At 52.2% G+C, this 20,006-nt stretch carries 3 protein-coding genes; all 3 read left to right on the top strand.

Translation table 11 applies throughout. The annotated features are described in order from the left end of the window. Positions 1 to 175 precede the first annotated feature (175 nt). The 3 genes from P6910_RS09125 (at position 176) to P6910_RS09115 (ending at position 19,907) form a co-directional block, all read left to right on the top strand. Positions 176 to 7,594 carry a hypothetical protein gene (locus P6910_RS09125; RefSeq protein ID WP_317145961.1) on the top strand — a complete coding sequence of 2,473 codons (7,419 nt, stop codon included), beginning with the start codon at positions 176 to 178 and terminating at the stop codon, positions 7,592 to 7,594. A 44-nt stretch (positions 7,595 to 7,638) separates the two neighbouring features. Further along, entirely contained in the window at positions 7,639 to 9,966 is a 2,328-nt protein-coding gene (locus tag P6910_RS09120; protein ID WP_317145960.1) for a hypothetical protein, read from the top strand. A 1,229-nt stretch (positions 9,967 to 11,195) separates the two neighbouring features. After that, a complete protein-coding gene (locus tag P6910_RS09115) occupies positions 11,196 to 19,907 on the top strand; it encodes a hypothetical protein (RefSeq protein ID WP_317145959.1) in 8,712 nt (2,903 codons plus the stop codon). Positions 19,908 to 20,006 lie beyond the last annotated feature (99 nt).

Genomic DNA, 20,006 nt, shown 5'->3' with positions numbered 1-20,006 from the left:
CTTAAAAAGACGACAATTTATTTTATAGAACGACTAATCAGGTCAACTTCTCAATTCCGAACTAGACTGCAATGGTGCGATTTTTAGGCATTTAGACGCCTCTGGCCACGCCGGTGAAAAGACAGATATCACAACCCTTCTGAAAATCATGTAGTTCAATCTATCAGGTGTTATCATGCCAACCATACCCAAGAAGATTCATTTTGCTCTTGTCGGTCCTGCTGAAAGTTGGGAGTCTATTTGTCTGAGCGTATGGGCCTGGGTGAACAAGAACCATGCTATCTATGTATGGGCTCCCAAAGCCTTGATATACAAAAGAATTCTGTATTTGTTGCTGTATTCTGAGAGAATACAACAAAGGATTGAAACAGATTATCCCGCTGATATTGCGTGGTTGAGGCGTAGTATCTGGCAAAAAATCGATGCTTTTATGGGTGAAAACGATGACATAGAAAGATTGGATATAATGAAAGCCGATTTTTCAGACAGTGTAAAGAGGTTGTTTACCACCCAATGGAATAAGACCAACGATGTGTTAAATCAAATTCGAAAAACCATTGGCATGTCTAATGTCAAAGAAGATACTTCTGATTTTGAACGACAACACAGTGAATATATCAAGTACGCCTTAAGCCTTAAAAAACCTGTGATAGCCGAAAGAGCCGTAGGGATTTCTCGTGAACAATCTGAAGGAGGGGTATATGTTGATAGAGGACTGCTACCGGCACTAAGGACTGGGCCCTTTGAAAAAAACGGCATCTCGAGCAAGCCTACATCGGGAAGGGAAGTGGACAGTAGTGAGAGAGAGCAGCTAGAAAGAGCTAAGGTACGTGCTGTTTTGGAAGATATGTTTGAACGTAAACTTATTCCTGATCCTGACCGTTATTTCAAGATAGACGATATAAACCTGTCACAAGAACAATTAAATCGAATTAAAAGTGTCGTAAAAGAAACCATTTGTTGCAAACTATTTCTTACACTGAGTGAACGTCCAACGAGTGAAGTTGGTAACAATAAAATATTTTTCGGTAGAACTTTAATTATTAAAGACAAGATTAAGGCCGGACTCCACGATGATTCAATCAAACCAATGATGTTGGAAGCTTTCCCAAATAACCCACTGATCAACAAAGTACTTGAAGAAACCATATTCTTCCACAGTATTTTAGAAAAATTTAAAAACAATGAAACAAGCAAAGAAATACGCATAATGGAGATAATCAAGTCTCTGAATGAATTCAAACATAGAGGTCCTGCCTACAACGAAGAAATCTATAGCATTGCAACCATGTTAGCGGAGCTTTCATATAATAACGGGGATCTTGACCACCGGATTCTCGCTAAACTAGGTTATGACGCTTTTAAAAGATTAGAAAGAACCGTTTCCGGGGGAAAGGCTATAATCTCCCAAATTAAGAGCTTCTCAGAGGAAAATCCCTTCTATAGCATGAACTCTTATGGCACTGATTCTGACCTGCCAGACTCAGCGCTTAGGCGACCATACGACAAGTTCATAATGATTAATATGCTCGGATTTAGGGGCAATGGAGAGTCTGCGAGGCAGAGTTATGAAAAACATATCAGGTATCGCACTCCAAAAGGCAAGAGCGTCTTGTATGACGTTGTTTATTCTGATCGAAGTAAATCACTAGAAATTAATACAATTTTAGGAACACCATTCAAAAATATCGGCGAAGACACTAAAGTCTTTATTACTGGAAGTCTTGATTTCTCTGCTACCGAGTCGAGTGAGATTAATTCCACTAACTTCCTGCTCTTAGTGAGAAAGCTATCATCAATTTTAAGGGCAGTGATCCCAGAGAATACCACCGTACAAAACATAGCATTCTCTTTTGATAACTCCGCACAAAACATTCCAGGTTCTGAGGGTGTGTTGGGTGCTGACCAGAAAGATTATATTGTACCTGAAGTTCTGAGGGAGTTGGCCAAAAAAGGTATCCGTGCAAATTCTGCTGTTGCAGTTCGGGGATCCTTATCAGCAGGCATTCCCCGGCAAACTACCGGTGGTGATCCTAACAGGCCGTCAACCTCGAGGGATGCGCCCGATCCTGAACTCAACCGTATTGTTTTTACCCTAAATCAAGACAACACCGTTACATACAAAGCCAAGTTCGGGTTGGACTCCCTTGACCCTGATAAAGAGTTTTATCCCAGAGCCAGCATTGACACTCCCGAATCCATGTTCGCAGATCAGTTGTTCGAATCCATAGTCGTTGAGAATTCGCAGGGTTCGACCGATCCCAGACTCGGGAAGGATTCAGCCGCAGCCCTTGTCGAAAAAATGTATGCCGGTGACAGAGACCAGGACGATTCTGCCTCTGCCAGATCCGAAAACAGGTTACCCACTTATGAACCGATTGATAACAGAATAGATGCCAGCAAATTCTCATACTACGAAGATTTCCAGACAGCGATCTATTTTGGATTAGTGCAACAACCGCCGACCGAAAAAGCTGCTTTCGTCCATCCGGATGAAGGAGAAACCACGCGTTTGAGAGAAACACTCAGACTGTTGGGGCAATCTTCCTCGTACACTGACTGGCTTGCGCGCTATGAAAGACGTTTTCCCAACGATCAAATCGATCGGCTTGAGCGGGAGATAGAACGCTTCGCGAGTAAAGAAGCAAAGACCAGGGCCTTCGAAAACATCAAAAAACGAGTAGGGAAAGACGCATACCATATTTACAATATCGATATTACAACGCCGGAGGGTGCCGCCGAAATTAACGCAAAATTCAAAAAGGATTTCGACAACATGCGTGTTCTCCCGGTCCCGCCACAAGGGGCTTGTCGCAGGCCTCGAAGATCAGCCGGTACCGGTAGCTGCGATGCTCGCCGCAAAAATCTGGAGTATGCCCTCCGGTTACTTTCCGGCCCCGAAACTCAACTCTTTCTTGGCAACGACAGGGAAAAAATTGATATCGCCCTGCGCGAACCCTCCAACGAAAGTGAGCGCTTGCTGCAGAATTTTTTCACCCGGTATCGTCGCCTCGAAGGCAAGGACGCATTAGCCCACGTCCGCGGCATGCACTCGATCATTGCCCTGGACGAAGATTCGTTTACTCGCGCTCAACAGCAGATAAAAGACGGGACCCTGAGTGGCCAACCCCTGTTGCTGAAAACCACCCCCTCTGGCAGTTATGTGCTGCTCACACCCGATGGCCGGGTTCAGTCGGCCATCGCCGGGGGAGACGGCAACCGCGTCACCGTTCTCGGTCGGCCAGCCAGACTGATCGCCCATGCTTTGGCGACACTGGTCTACTTTACCCCGGACGGCCACATCGCCAGTCTGACCGTCAGCGATCTTGCCAGCAGCAACCAGTCCCGCGGAATCACTGCTCTGAACGGCCTGAAAACCTTTATGACCCAATCGCCCGCCAACGGCAAACCCCTGGTGGGCGAGCTGATTATCGAGCCCAGGAGCCGCAGCCCCCAGGTTTTCAAACGACTGGTGAAAGATATCCAGCACCGGATGCCGAAGGACCGCCCGGCGATTGAAAACCTTGTGCTGCGCTCCCCGGGCTCCGGACAACCGAAGTACCGGCTGCTTCCCGGCGAAACGACGGTGCTGATGTCACCCCGGCCATCGGATTCAACCCCCCCCCTCCGCTATTTGCCGCCCAGCCACCTTTCGGTTCCGGTACAGCCCCGGACTAAAGACAGTCTCTCAGGTGTGGCCTCTGAACGGGCCGAATTCAGGCAGCGGCTGTTGGAGTTGGACACTGCCCTGGGGGACATTAAAGCCCGGCACTCACTCCCCGACAGCATGATCCCGCAACTGGATACCCTCCGTCGGGATGGCCGGGGCTGGCGCATAGACTTTTTGGAACCCGACACCCTGGTCCGAAAAAACATCCGGTTTACGTCCGGAGCTTTTGACCGCTTCCGGGGCTTTCTCCAGGGGACGGGTCGTCAAGGCTTGCCATCGCTGGTCAAAGGGAAAAGAACCGCCAACGCCAATATGAACCGGCTCGCGTCTTTTATAGGCCTTTACGACCTGATAGCCGGGATTTCTCCCGTGGGACACCATTACAGCCAGCCCCCATCCCAGAATATGACGGTCACCGAGCGACAGATTTATATCGGGCGAAAGACGTTTTTTTATACGTCGTTGGCATTACAATTGATTGACATAGCCAATGTCGGACGGCACGGGATCAAGGCCATCACTCCAGTCATCGTGCCGTCAATTCCTTCCGGTCAGAAAGCACCAAAGCTACCCAAGATTTCCGTGCCGGGCAAGCTCCCCGTGGGTCTGAAAAAAGTCGGCAGGCTGGGTAAAACAGCCGGTCGTTTTGTACCCTTTCTGCTTCCCAGCGTGCAGGTAGGCAGTCTCACCCTGACCATCATTGAATATGAGAACGAAGAGGATCCGGAAGTTAAGAAACTCATGGAATCCAGGGTGATCTTTGAGTCGGTGGATACGGCTATCTCCATCGGGTTAGTGCTTGTCAATCCAGTCTTGGGGATCGTGCTTGGTGGGATCATGCACCATATCAGGACGCTTTTTAATCTCGATTACAAGAGCCGGGCAGAGAAGCTGGCCTTTAAAAAATTACGGGACGCCTCGGGTAAGGCGGCAAAAATCTTTGACCTGATCCACGCCCAGCTGGACCCCGAAAGCTTCCTGGCCAACAACCAGGCCAACAACCAGACCCTCAATGCGTTGACGAGCGGGGATGGCAAAAGCCTCCTGGCCCTGAATATCCAGTCGATCAACCTGATGAACCAGACCCTGACCTACGGTGGCGGCTATTCATACCAGACAACCTTCGTCGCCGGAAAAAAAGACGACTGGAAACGCTGTAAGGATGAGCCCTATGTAGAGGCCGGCCTTATACAGGATTGCGCCACCGACATTAACAGGATCGAGTACGCCTCGGGTCTCTTTAACCTGATTGACAATGCCCTGGCGACATTGTGCCGGACGGAGTCGCGTTTAACCGGCTACCAATGCTCAAACGGGGTGTTCCACAACCTGAGGCAGATGACCGGTAAAAACAACATTTTCATGCCCGCCTTACCCCAGTGGGAGGTCAGGCTCCGCTACACTCCCTACGATCGTTTTCCTCGAGGGAGTGCGCCAGACAGCAGTTCTCCCGGTGCACAGCTTCTGGATGCCGTCAGCGACAGCAAGCTGAAACGGTTTTACCAGAAAAAGGTAATAAGCACCCGGATCAAATACTGTGGAGCCCGTGGCTTTGATGAATGTAGCACCCGTTACCACTATAAATACCTTATCCAGATGTTCACTCATACCGACGGTTTGGTGTACCGTCAGTCAACCAGCAGCCTGTATCTTGATGACAAGGATCACATCGTCGTTTTTCGTGAGGTCTCAGACGAATTTTCCAAACTGCTGGATTATGACCTGTATAGGCCTAACGGGAATAAAACCTGCATCCTGATGTCAGACGGAGCTCATTACATTCGCGTCCACCCCGGGCAGACGGCCTCTACCTGGGTGTTGAACTACGACGGTCAGGTTCCCTATGCCTGTATTACCGAGCAGGCTGACCAGGAACATCGCTGCTGGTCCTCGCAGAACTATTTCGGGGACCGAATCCGGCACATCATGCTGGGTGAGACCCGTTTCGAGTTTCCTGAACCGAGGCCATCCTCTCCGTATAAAGTGGTGGCCGAAGATGCCAACGCACAGTTTGAGTGGCAGTCGGACGGCAAAGTGATCCATCGATTATACGACACTGGATCACTGAATGACGGGCTATCAGGGGCGTCGAAACTGAACCGAATCATGAGCCGCTACACCGCGGCCAGCCGGTTTTTGCCGCTGGAGATGAAGGACTGCGACGCCTCAACCCGGGTCCGTGAACGCTGTATGGCCAGAGCGCCGGAGCAGTGGCGAACAGTCTGGTTGGCTGTCAAAAAACCAAACCGGTGGGCGATGAAAGGTGCCTCTGACCCGTTACCCGTGAGACCTGATCGGCCCTCGCGGGTCGAGCAGAACCCGGCCTGGCTGCAACACAAGCAGGACTGTGACCGACAGGTCAATGAGTATCTCAAGAAACCTTACCGCTGCTTCCCTGGCAAGCTGGGACTGGCCAAAGCGGACTGGGAACAATTAGACCAGGTCCGGCTTTGGTACGATACCTTCAACCATCTGAAAATCCGGTTCATTGCTGACAATGCCCAGCTGCAACCGGCCCAGCTGCAACCCGTCCAGGGGAACCCGGCTATCGGCTACTATTTTTTTGACTCCGCCAATGGCAAGGTGTTATTCCAGAATAAGGAGTTACTGACCCGGGAAATCTGGCACTTTGGTGAGTTGAATGCCAGCTCGTTTGGCCGCCATGTCTCAAAGATAATGCCGAACAAAGATGAGTCACAATTGCTGGTATTTGATGCCCCCTATTATTACCTGTTGACGGCCAGCCCGTCCGGTCAGCTGACTCACCGGGCGATTGCGGTAGAAACCCTGGATGGCCAGCTCAGCGTCCCTCCTATCCCACCTGCAGCGGCATCCGACACAACGACATCCGACACAACGACATCCAACACAACGACATCCAACACAACGACATCCGACCATGGACTTATTCCCATGCGGGATGTCGATGACAACGACACACGTCGTATCCTTAGGGCCGGTTTTTATGACGATTCCACCCAAACCCATATTACTTTCCTGAACAGTCTGATGGATGGCGACGTGCCGAACAATAAAAACGACGAAAGCGGCTTATGGACGATCAATGAGCGTGTCCGAAAGGCTCTGGACGAAGAGCACCTGCCGGTCCACAAGGTGGTGCGGGAGAGTGTTCACTTCATTTTGTTCAGCAAGCACTCCGGCAACCTGTATTACCTCAGCACTGACGTGAATCGCCCCGGGGGCGTCCAGCGGCTGAACTCCGGTTTCCAGTTGATCCGCCCGGCAGGCGAGAAGCGAGCGCTGGCAAAGGCAAAGATGGCCAGCACCGGCGTCTTCAGGCATGTGCAGGCGCACTCCGGCAGCCTCCTGGTCGATACCAACGGTGACTACCGGCTGTGGATACCGGACAAGGCCTGGGACAACACCCGGGTGGTCAGTGAAAACCTGTCGGTGGAGTCAGGACCCTTTAAGAACTGGCAGGTCGAAGCCACCGGGCAGATCGTCGCCAAGTCGAACGATACCCTGAGTGTGCACCAGTTCACCCCCCAATCTGGCGTGGTGATGGACAGCCTGAACCTGGGCCGGGTAGTCAACCTGATCTTCGCCAAACTGACCATTGAACACCCCGGCAGAACCACCTGGACCATCGCCAGTGCCCGTTTTTTCATCCGTGAGCTGAAGAAACTGCTGCGGGACCGGGTGAAAGGGGCCCGGGAGGCATTCTCGGCCACGGTGGGGCTGGTGCCGCTGAGACCCATCAGCGCGATCGTCGACCACCCCCTGTTCAGTGCGATCAGGAAACTGGACTTCTGGTACAACCCGGGCAGCGACACCCTGCTGGCGGCCAACACCCGCGACCAGTTTGAGGTCATGGTGAACGACGACGGACAGCTACTCGCCCTGTCGAATACCCACAAAAAGGAGGCTTTCGAGTTTTTCCCCGCCCTGAACAGCGCGCCATAGGCCATGCCTTTTGTGGGAACGCTGTCAGCTTTCCGCTGAACGGAGTGCCCGCTGAGTTCGATGCCCTGCTCTCCGTTCCCTGCCTTTTTACCGTGTCCGGTGGCTTCCGATTGCCAGGCAACTACCAGTGGGACGAAGGGGCCCGGGCGTGGCGCATCGAGACACCGAAGGCCCAATACCTGGGCAACCGGGAGAGTCTGGCCCTGGTGAGCCTGGACCTCAGCCGGGTGAGGCCCGGAAAAACCTCCGACAACCGACTCTTCCGGGCCCTGCAAGATTTCGACTGGGCCATGAGAACCCTGCCATTGGGTGTTCGGTCGCGGATCGACGCCGGACTGATCGCCCTCAGGCTAGGCTCCAGCTACGCCCCAACCCAGACAGCCTGGGTAGATTACCGGGGCCGGTATTCCGGGCAACAGAGACTGTTTTTCGGCCTGCCTGACAAGGAGCACAGTGTTCAGCAACTGATTGGCCAAACCACGGGCGCCGATAAAAAGAGTTCCTGGTTTCTTCGGTCAAAGGCTACGGTCGTTTATAGTCCAGACAAACAGATGCTTTACCGGGTCACCTCCGGGGGTTACCAGTCTCTGGGAACCTTTAACAGGGTCGCCGTGATGGCCGAGGGTCTGCTGCTGTCAGGCACTCCAGAGGGCGAGCAGATCAGCCTGAAAGCGTTGCGGCTAGACACTTACTATCGCAACCACCAGGTGGCCTTTGTCCGGAACGGTACCCGACAGCGGTTCGGGGTCATGGTGGAGGGCCAGGGCGGGTCTGACGTGATTGAACTGGATGAGACTGACTTGTCGTTTTTTGCCCGGATCCTCATCCATCCCGGGCTGGCTGAAAAAGACACCGCCGATCACGACAGGGCACAGACCCGCATTGAACTGAAGAATGTACCGGCTTTCCCCTTCCTTGCCTGGCGCCGGGGTCAGAACCTGATGCTGTCCGACCGGTTTACCACCGGCGAAGCCGAGATCGAGATTCAACAGGTCTGGGCCAGACAGCACGACCGGTTCCTGCAGCCCACAACCCTGGTGTTCAGTGACCTTGAGCTGTCGTTATCCGATCTGGCGGCACGGGTGATGGACTCTGGCCAGGGCGTCGTCTTGCCACTCACGGTGAGCAGCCTGGTCAGGAACGAGCGCCTCCGATTCATCAACGCCACAGCCAGCAACCCCCTGTACATCCAGCGGGACCGGCCAGTGAAAATCGTCACATACCGGGCGATGGACGGGATTAAACTGACACTGGAGCCCCTGGACTCCACATACGTCAGACGTCAGGTGTTTATTACCAGCACAGGACAGTGGGGCTGGGAGCCGGGCAGTGTTCAGGTAAGCGGACCGGAACCCGGCAGCGGTTACCAGTCATGGCCGTTTGTACCCGCCGTGATCAGCTCGTCCGCCATGGGCAACGGGACAGCGAGACTCTGGGGCAATAGCCGCAATAACATTCTGTACCTTGGCGCCGACGCCCGACAGTGGTCACTCCGCGGATGGGGCGGTCATGACCTGCTGTTGCTGGGAGCCTCGGGAAACATCGCGGCACGGCCAGACGTGCTGGCAAACCGGGGCGACCGGTGTGACAACCGAAGGCTGGATACGCCCGGCAACAGCAGCCTGTGGCAAGCCATCCTCGACTGGACCCGCCCGCTGGCCGGTGGTGTTGGTAATGACGTCTATGACCTGCGGGCGTGCAGGCCGGCCCGCACAATCGACAGCCATGGCAAGCATTATATCCTGCTGTCGTCCGGGTCGAAGGCGGATTTACGACGATTGTCGGGTGATAACAGCACTGCCCTGTTCTTTACCGACCTGACCCCGGAACAGGTGGCGTTCAGCCAGTGTGACCCGCAGGCGCAGAGCAACCTTACCCACAGAAACCACTCTCTTCCATTGCAGAGCCAGATCCTCAGGATCATCAATACCGGCACTAACCAGACGCTGGCGCTGGTGAAACCGGACGTGCTGGCCAGCCTGCATTTTAAAGGCGGACAAGTCAGCCTGAACCCCATGGCTGTGATCAACAGGAATGACAGTCAGTCAGCCCTGGACGACAGTGTCGATGGCGACAACGGCGCCCTGGCCTTTCTGAACAAGATCATTGGCAGAGGTCAACGACTGGTGAATTACCTGTGCAGTCTGGCCGGGGTTGAGAAAAACGACATTGGATCGGATAATGCGCGGCCAGGAAGAACAAGCCTGAATGATACGGAACTGTACCAGCACTACCAGCGACTGGTGCAGGACCTCAGTGCCCTGTCTGGCAGTCGCAGTGGCGAAAGCCCGTCGTTTATCCCATCGAAAAGCCGGGGAATGATACAAAACCTGACGAGTCCGCAACCTTTGACGACGATGGGTCAGGGCTGATTGTCAGTAACTGCCCATGCTTAAAAAGACGACAATTTATTTTATAGAACGACTAATCAGGTCAACTTCTCAATTCCGAACTAGACTGCAATGGTGCGATTTTTAAGCATTTAGACGCCTCTGGCCACGCCGGTGAAAAGACAAGTATCACAACCCTTCTGAAAATCATGTAGTTCAATCTATCAGGTGTTACCATGCGATCCATACCCAAGAATATTCATGTTGCTATTGTCGGTCCTGCTAAAGACCGGGATTTTATTTGGCTAAAAATATGGGCTATGGTGAACCCGGACTATAAAATCATTGTATGGGCTCCCGAAAATTTGATATACCAAAAAATTTTATATTCACTGCTGTTTGCTGAGAAAAATAAAAAAAACGCTGAAAGAGGTTATCACGCTGACATTTCGCAGTTTAAAAACAGCATCTGGAACGACATTGATAGTTTCATGGGTAATAAAAATTACATAGTGAACCTGGATATAATGAAATCTGCTTTTTCAGATAATTTAAAGAGAGATTTTCTCGAAACATGGGGTAAAACCAACACTCTGCTAAAGAAAATTAAAAAAGACATCAGCAATTCTGTCGTTCATAATAGCCAGGGTCATTTTGAAGAAAAATACAAAGAATATATCAGGTACAGTTTAAGCCTTAGTGATAGCTTGATAACCGAAAGATTTATAGGAGTGTATCATGAAACACAGTTTGGAGGGATATATATTGATAGAGGACTACTACCAGAACTGGACATCACCCCCTTTACAAAAAAGATTTTTGCTCTCAACTTTGTACCTAAAACACCATTACCTGATGAATGGAAAGTGCAAATCGAAAGAGCTATAACACGTGCTCTTTTAGAAATAATGTTTTCAAATGAAATCATTCCAGATCCTAAACCCTATTTTACGAGATACGATAAAAGCCTTCCGGACAAAGAATTCAGTCTAATTAAAAGCCTCGTAGTAGGTAGAAGCATTAGTGATATCTTCCACAGACTAAATGAATATAAGCTAACGAAGAATACCATTGATAAAATATTTTTAAGTAGAGCAATAAAGTCTGAAAATCCTGGAAATCCAATCCAGCCGCTGATGCTGGCATCTCGCGGAGACCATAAAACAATTCTGATACTACTTGATGAAATCTGTTTTATTCATAAGACTTTAGAAGATTTAAAAAAAAGACCAATAATAGAAGAAAAATTCAAACTAGATATAAAGAATGCCATGAATCAATTCTATAGTGAACAAAAAGTGACTGTCACCGATAATAATGTCGATAAAATCGCAGAAATTGCAACTAAACTTTCAGATAATACCAAGGAAGATGACTACCACCTTATCGCCCAATTAATTTATGACGGCTTTGAAAGATTAAGAAAATTCCGACCACAAAAACCAGCCACAATTAATCCAATTGATAATTTCTTATCGAATAATTTCTTCTATAAGAAGATTCATCCTGAACTTGTTTTTTACTACCCTGAAATCAAGAAGCAATCGTACGACAAATTAATAATGATTTATTTTTCTGATGATTTCACTTTTACAGTGACTTCTTCAGGAAAGGATATTGAGCTTTATCAAAAGTACCCCAGTGAAAAAAATAAAGTTTTGTACCACTTTACTGAAACTGATTCGGGAATAAGAAGACTTTATAGAGTAGACGGAACGGCGTTTACAAACATTGGCGAAGACACCAAAGTCGTCATAACTGGTAAGCTCTATTTCCAAAATGCCAGGCTCTCTGCAGACAACACGGACTTAGTGACTTACAACCAGAACTTAGTGAATTACCTATCTGCTCCCTTGGAAATACTGATCCCAAACAATACCAACTTACAAAGCATCGAATTCGCTTTTGATAACTCTGCACAAAACATTATGGATTCTGCGGGCACACTGGATACCAGCCAAAGATATGTTGTACCTGAAGTTTTGAGGGAGCTAGCCAAAAAAGGTATCCGTGCGAATTACGCTGTTGCGGTTCGAGAATTCGTGCCAGCAGGCGATCCTCAGGATACCGGTGGTAATCCTGCCCCTTCAACCTCAAAAGATGAGTCCGGTCACTTCATTGTTTTTACCCTGAAGCCTGACAATACCGTTGAATACCAAGCTAGGTCACTCAACTTCGAAGGTGTGCCTATCGGTGTCAGATCCGTAACGTCTATCGACGACATATTTACAGATGATTTTGCCGATGACATGGATTTGATCAGTGCCGCCACAAATGATGATTCGATTGATCCTGATCTCAAACGGCAGATGATCGATAGCATAGTCAAATATAAGTCTGCCGGTATCAGCCCCGGTGAGGTTATAGATGCCAGATCTGATGTGGCTATCGATGCCAGACCCGAACTCAATGAAAGGGTCGACAACGAGGTTGACGATGATATTGAAGCTACCAAAAAGGATGCTCGACAGTACTTATTAGCATTTCAGTTCAAAGATGCACTTTTTTATGGATTAAACAAAGACTCGGAGTTTGAAAAATTTACTTTCGTCAATCCGAATTGGAGAGAAACTCGTCGTTTGGAAGACACAATGGACTTGGCGAAGGAATCTTCCTCCTACACTGAATGGCTTGCGCTCTATAAACGTCGTTTCCCGGGGTTTAACGAAGTCACACTGCTTGATCAGGAAATGAATCATTTTCGGGGTGAAGAAGAAAAGGTTGAGGCTTTCGAAACCTTCAAAAGAAGGGCAGAGGCCAATGCATACGATATCTTAACTATCAATCCCAGAACTAAAGTGGGTGCTGCCACGATTAAGGCAATATACAGAAATGATTTCCCCAACTTCGATCTTCTATCAAGTGAGTTACCGCTTTATTGTAGTAACAGGCGTCGAAGATCAGCCAATACCGGCAACTGCGAAGCCCGACGCAAAGAGCTGGCGTATGCCCTCCGGTTACTCTCCGGCGACAAAACCCAACTACATCTTTATGACAACAAAGACAACAAAGACAACAAAGACAAAACTGATATCGCCCTGATCAAACCCTCCAATGAAAGAGAGCGCTGGCTGCAGAATTTTTTCACCCGGTTTCGTCGCCTCGAAGGCAAGGACGCATTAGCCCACGTCCGGGGCGTGCACTCGGTCATTGCCCTGGACGAGGATTCGTTTACCCGTGCTCAACAGCAGATAAAAGACGGGACCCTGAGTGGCCAGCCCCTGTTGCTGAAAGCCACTCCCTCTGCCGGTTATGTGCTGCTCACACCCGATGGTCGGGTTCAGTCGGCCATCGCCGGGGGAGGCGGCAACCGCGTCAACGTCCTCGGTCGGCCAGCCAGACTGATCGCCCATGCTTTGACGACACTGGTCGACTTTACCCCGGACGGCCACATCGCCAGTCTGACCGTCAGCGATCTTGCCAGCAGCAAACAGTCCAGCGGAATCACAGCCCTGAACTCCCTGAAAACCTTTATGACCCTTTCGCCCACCAATGGCAAACCCCGGGTGGGCGAGCTGATTATCGAGACCAGGAGTCGCAGCCCCGAAGTTTTCAAACGACTGGTGAAAGATATCCAGCGCCTGATGCCGAAGGATCGCCCGTCGATTGAAACCCTTGTGCTGCGCTCCCCGGGCACCGGACAACCGGAGTACCGGCTGCTTCCCGGCGAAAAGACGGTGCTGATGTCACCCCGGCCATCGGATTCAAAAGCCCCGCTCCGCTATTTGCCGCCCAGCCAGCTTTCGGTTCCGGTGCCGCCCCGGACTAAAGACAGTCTATCCGGTGTGGCCAGTGAACGCAGCGAATTCAGGCAGCGGCTGCTGGAGTTTGACACCGCCCTGAGGGACATTAAAGCCCGGCACTCACTCCCCGACAGCATGATCCCGCAACTGGATACCCTCCGTCGGGATGGCCGGGGCTGGCGCATCGACTTTTTGGAACCTGATACCCTGGCCCGTAAGAACATCCAGTTTACGTCCGGAGCTTTTGACCGCTTCCGGGGGTTTCTCAAGGGCATGGGTCATCCAACACCATCACGGCTCAAAGGGAAAAAAGCAGCCGACGGCAGCTGGAGTAAACTCAGGTCTTGTAGAGATCTGTTCGACCTGATCACCGGGATTGCCCCTGCGGGATTTCATTACAAAAACCCCCCGTCTCAGAATATGACGGACACCGAACGGCAGATTTATACCGGGCGCCAGGTGGTTTTTTTTGCAGCGGTCGCCTTGCAGGGAATTGAGATAATCGATCTCGGGCGACAGGGACTCAAACTGTTCACCCCGAACTTCAAGCAGCCATTTTCTACCCACCGGACAGCGCCAAAGCTACCCGGTACCGAGCTGAACAAGCCGGTCAGCGGGCTGAAAAAAGCCGGCAGGCTGGGTAAAAAAGCTGCTCGTTTTTTGCCTTTTCTGGGTAGTAGCGTGCCGGCAGCCAGTCTCACCCTGACCGTGATTGACTATGAGAACGAAAAGGACCCGGAAGTCAAGGAACTCAAGAAATCCATGGTGATCTTTGAGTCGGTGGACCTGGGAATCTCCATTGCTTCAGACTTTCTCGGGCCGCTCGGGTTAACGGTTGACGTTCTCATGCAATACGTCAGGGCTATTTTTGCCGAGGATTATAAAGAAAAGTTAGCCAAGCTGGCCTATAAAAAGTTACGGGACGCCTCGGGCAAGGCGGCCCACATCTTTAACCCGATTCACGCCCAGCTGGATCCCAAAAGCTTTCTGGCCAACAACCAGACCCTCAATGCTTTGATCAGCGGGGACGGCAAAAACCTCCTGACCCTGAACATCCAGTCCATCAACCTGGTGAACCAGACTCTGACCTACGGGGGCGTCTATACGCACGGGATAACCTTCGTGGCCAAAGATAATGGCGACTGGAATTGGAAGAAATGCAAGGAAAAGGTCGATGTACCACACAACACCCTGGAATGCCCTACCTATACCAACCGGCTCGACCGCTCCCCGGCCCCCTTTAACCTGATCAACGATGCCCTGAAGACATTGTGCCGGAAGGAATCGCGTTTAATCCCGTACCAATGCTCAAACGGGGTGTTTCACAACCTGGGACAGATGAGCGATAAAAAGATCATTTTAATGCCTGCCGTACCCGCGTTGAAGCTCAAACTCGAATACACTGACATTGATCAGGACTTTCAAGGGAGTGCGCCGGACAGCAGTTCACCCGGTGCGCAGCTGCTGGATGCCGTCAGCGATGATAAGCTGAAACGGATTTACCAGAAAGAGGTGAAAGACACCAAAGTCACTCGGTGTGTGAGCATCTTTTTTAAGAAGTGTAAAGAAAAAGTGACTTACACGTATAAATACCTTGGCAAGATGTTCACTCATACAAGCGGCCGGGAGTACCTTCAGTCAACCAGCAGCCTGAATCTCGATAAAAACGATCACATCGTCGTCTTTCGCTGGGTCTCAGACGAATTCTCCAGGCTGCTGTATTATGACCTGTACAGTCCTAAAGGGGCCGACAGCACCTACGTCCTGGTGTCCAACGGTGACCACGTTATCCGCATTCACCCCCAGGGGCACTCTACCTGGGTGTTGAACTACGACGGCAAGCGCCCCTGCGCCTGCATTACCGAGCGGGATGACCTGATACAAAACTGTAGCTCCTGGCTGAGCCAGACCAGGAACCCAACCTGGAACATCAGGCTGGGTGAGACCCTTTTCCGGTTTCCTGGTCCGGCACTGCCCACCCCTTATGAACCCATCCCCTCGTATAAAGTTGTGGTACAGGATCCCAACGCACGGTTTGAGTGGCTGCCGGACCGCAAAGTGATTCATCACTTATACGACACCGGAACACTGAATGACAGGCCGTCAAGAGCGTCGAAACTGAACAGAATCATGAGCCGCTACACTGCGGCCAGACGTTTCCTGCCGCTGAAGCTGAAAGACTGCGACGCCTCATTTCAGCTCCGTCAACACTGTATGGCCGGAGCGCCGAACCGGTGGAGCACAGACACATCCGGGTGGTCACCCAAAATACCGAACCGGTGGGCGATGAACGGTGCCCTTGACCCACTACCCAGGAGCCATAATCGGCAGAACCCGGCCTGGTTACAGCACAAGCGGGACTGTGACCGACAGGTTAATGAGTATCTCAAGCAACCTTACCGCTGCTTCCCTGACAAGCTGGGACTGCCCGAAGCAGACTGGGATCAGTTGGGCCGGGTCCGGCTTTGGTACGATACCCTTAACTATCAGGAAATCCGGCTCATTGCTGCCAGTGCCCAACCGGTCCAGGGGAACCCGGCTACCGGCTACTATTTTTTTGACTCCGCCAACGGCAAGGTGTTATTCCAGAATAAGGTGGCACTGACCCGGGAAATCAGGCACTTCGGTGAGTTGAATGCCGGCTTGTTTGTGTTTGGCCGCCATGTCTCAAAGGTAATGCCGAACAAAGATGAGTCACAATTGCTGGTGTTTGATCCCCCCTATTATTACCTGTTGACGGCCAGCCCGTCCGGTCAGCTGACTCACCAGGTGATTGCGGCAGAAACCCTGGATGGCCAGCTCAGCGTCCCTCCTATCCCACCTGCAGCGGCATCCGACACAACGACATCCGACCATGGACTGATTCCCATGCGGGTCGTCTATAATCGCGAAAAACGTCATATAATCAGGGCCGGTTTTTATGACGACGCCAACCGAACCTACATTGCTTTCCTGAGCAGCCTGCTGGATGGCGGAGCGCTGAGCAATACGGACGACGAAAGCCGCTTACGTACGATCAATGAGCGCGTCCGGAGAGCACTGCGCAAAGAGCACCTGCCGGTCCGCAAGGTGGTTCGGGGCCGGGGTGTTCACTACATTTTGTTCAGCGAGCACTCCGGCAACCTGTATTACATGTCCACCGACGTAAAACGCCACAAGGACATCCAGCGGCTGAGCTCCGGTTTCCAGATGATCCGCCCGGTGGGTGAGCACCGGACGGCGGCACAGATGGCAAGCCAACACATCTTTACCCGGGTGCAGGCGCACTCCGGCAGCCTTCTGGCCGATACCCTCGGTGGCTACCGGCTGTGGATACCGGACAAGGCCTGGGACAACACCCGGGTGTTCAAAAAAAACCTGTCGATGGAGTCAGGCCGCTTTGAGCACTGGCAGGTCGAGGCCACCGGGCAGACCGTCGCCAAGTCGAACGATACCCTGACTGTGCGCCAGTTCACTCCTCAATCCGGCGTGGTGATTGATAGCCTGGACCCAGGCCAGATAGTCAACCATGTCTTCGTCAAAATGATCCTGACCCCCCCCAGCACAGCCTGGACCACCGCCAATGCCCGGTTTTTCATCCGTGAGCTGAAGGAACGGCTGCGCACCGGGGTGGAACAGGTCCAGGAGGAATTCTCAGCAACGGTGGGGCTGTTGCCGCTGAGAGGGATCAACGCGATCACCGAGCACCCCCTGTTCAGCGCGATCAGGCAACTGGATTTCTGGTACTACCTGGACGGCGACACCCTGCTGGCGGCCAACACCCGTGACCAATTTAAGGTCATGGTGAACGAAGACGGCCAACTGCTCGCCCTGTCGGATACCCGCAAAGAGGAGGCTTTCGAGTTTTTCTTACAGCCTGATCAGGGCGCCAAAGGCCATCCCTTCTGTGGCAAAGCCGCCGCCGCTTCGCTGACCAGGATGCCCAGTGAGTTCGATGACCTGATCTCCATTCCCTGCCGTTACACGGCCAAGCGCATCGACTTGCGGGGCAGATACCAGTGGGAGCCCAGTGCCCGGGCATGGCGCATCCAGACACCGAAGGCCCAATACCTGGCCAACCGGCGGCGTCTGGCCCTGGTGAGACTGGACCTCAGCCAGATGGGACCCAGGAAAGCCTCCCACAGCCGACTCACCCAGACCCTGCAAGATTTCGAATGGGCCATGAGATCCCTGCCATCAGGTGTTCGGTCGCGGATCGACGCCGGACTGATTGCCCTCAAGCTACGCCCTGGCTATGCCTGGACTCAGGTGGCCTGGGTAGATTACCGGGGCCGGTATTCCAGGCAACAGAGAGTGTTGTTCGGCCTGCCTGGCGAGGAGTACGGTGTTCAGCAACTGATTGGCCAAACCTCAGGCACCCATAAAAAGAGTTCCCGGTTCCTTCGGTCAAAGGCTGCGGTCGTTTATAGTCCAAACAAACAGACGCTTTACCGGGTCACCGAAAAGGGTTACCAATCACTGGGCGCCTTTGGCAGGGTCGCCGTGATAGCTGAAGGTCTGCTGCTGTCAGGAACCCCCGGAGCCAACTGGATCAGGCTGAAAGCGTTGCGGCTGGACACTTACTACCACGAGCATCGGGTGGCCTTTGCCCAGAAAGGTATACGACAAAAGTTCGGTGTCATGGTAGAGGGCCAGGGCGGGGCCGACGTGATTGAACTGGATGAGACTGACTTGTCGTTTTTTGCCCGGATCCTCATCCATCCCGGCCTGGCTGAAAACGACACCGCCGATCACGACAGGGCACAGACCCTCATTGTGCTGAATGCACCGGCCTTCCTCTTCAATGCCAGGCGCTGGGGTCAGAGCCTGATGCTGAAAAACCGGTTTACCCGCAACGGCGCCGAGATCGAGATTCAACAGGTCTGGGCCAGACAGTACGACCGGTTCCTGCAGCCCACAACCCTGGTGTTCAGTGACCTTCAGCTGTCGTTATCCGATCTGGCGGCACGGGTGACCAGCTCTGGTCAGGAGGTGGTGCTTCCATTAACGGTGAGCAACCCCATCAGGGAAGAGCGCCTTCGATTCATTAATGCCACTGCCAGCAACCCCCTGTACATCCAGCGGGACCAGCCAGTAAAAATCGCCACCTACAAGGCGATGGACGGAATTAAACTGACGCTGGAGCCCTTGAGCTCTACCTATTTCAGACGTCAGTTGTTTATTACTGGCACAGGTCAGTGGGGCTGGGAACCCGGAGGTGTCCGGGTATCCGGGGAAAAAACCGGCATCGGTTACCATCCATGGTCGTTTATACCCTCCGTGATCAGCACATCCGCCATGGGTAACCTGACAGCGAGACTCTGGGGCAATAGCCGCAATAACGTCCTCTACCTTGGTGCCGACGCCCGACAGTGGTCAGTCCGGGGATGGGGCGGTCATGACCTGCTGCTGCTGGGTGCCTCGGAAAACATCGCGGCACGGCCCGACGTGCTGGCAAACCGGGGCGACCGGTGTGACAACCGAAGACTGGATACGCCCGGCAACAGCAGCCTGTGGCAAGCCTTCCTTGACTGGACCCGTCCCCTGGCCGGTGGTGTTGGTAATGACGTCTATGACCTGCGGGCGTGCAGGCCGGCCCGCACAATCGACAGCCATGGCAAGCATTATATCCTGCTGTCGTCCGGGTCAAAGGCAGATTTACGACGATTGTCGGGTGATAACAGCACTGCCCTGTTCTTTACCGACCTGACCCCGGAACAGGTGGCGTTCAGCCAGTGTAACCCGCAGGCACAGAGCAACCTTACCCGCAGCAACCACTCTCTTCCATTGCAGAGCCAGATTCTCAGGATCATCAATACCGGCACTAACCAGACGCTGGCGCTGGTGAAACCGGACGTGCTGGCCAGCCTGCATTTTAAAGGCGGACAAGTCAGCCTGAACCCCATGACGGTGATCGACAGAAACGATAGTGCGTTGGCCCTGGACGACAGTGTCGATGGCGACAACGGCGCCCTGGCCTTTCTGAACAAGATCATTGGCAGAGGTCAACGGCTGGTAAATTATCTGTGCAGCCTGGCCGGAGGTAAGAAAAACGACATTGGATCAGAAAGTGAGCGGCCAGTTGGAACAAGCCTGAACGATACGGAACTGTACCAGCACTACCAGCGACTGGTGCAGGACCTCGGTGCCCTGTCTGGCAGTCGCAGTGGCGAAAGCCCGTCGTTTATCCCATCGAAAAGCCGGGGAATGATACAAAAACTGACGAGTCCGCAACCTTTGACGACGATGAATCAGGGCTGATTGTCAGTAACTGCCCATGCTTAAAAAGACGACAATTTATTTTATAGAACGACTAGTCAGGTCAACTTCTCAATTCCGAACTAGTACATAACTCCAGTT

Origin of the sequence: Endozoicomonas sp. 8E (assembly GCF_032883915.1) — a bacterium.
Classification (GTDB): domain Bacteria; phylum Pseudomonadota; class Gammaproteobacteria; order Pseudomonadales; family Endozoicomonadaceae; genus Endozoicomonas_A.
Note: the sequence above shows the minus strand (reverse complement) of the source record. Positions and strands in the feature narration are given on the sequence as shown.

Bases quoted from the DNA above. Each gene is read 5' to 3' on its own strand.
- P6910_RS09125 (WP_317145961.1), top strand. From the start codon at position 176: ATGCCAACCATACCCAAGAAGATTCATTTTGCTCTTGTCGGTCCTGCT.
- P6910_RS09115 (WP_317145959.1), top strand. From the start codon at position 11,196: ATGAATCAATTCTATAGTGAACAAAAAGTGACTGTCACCGATAATAAT.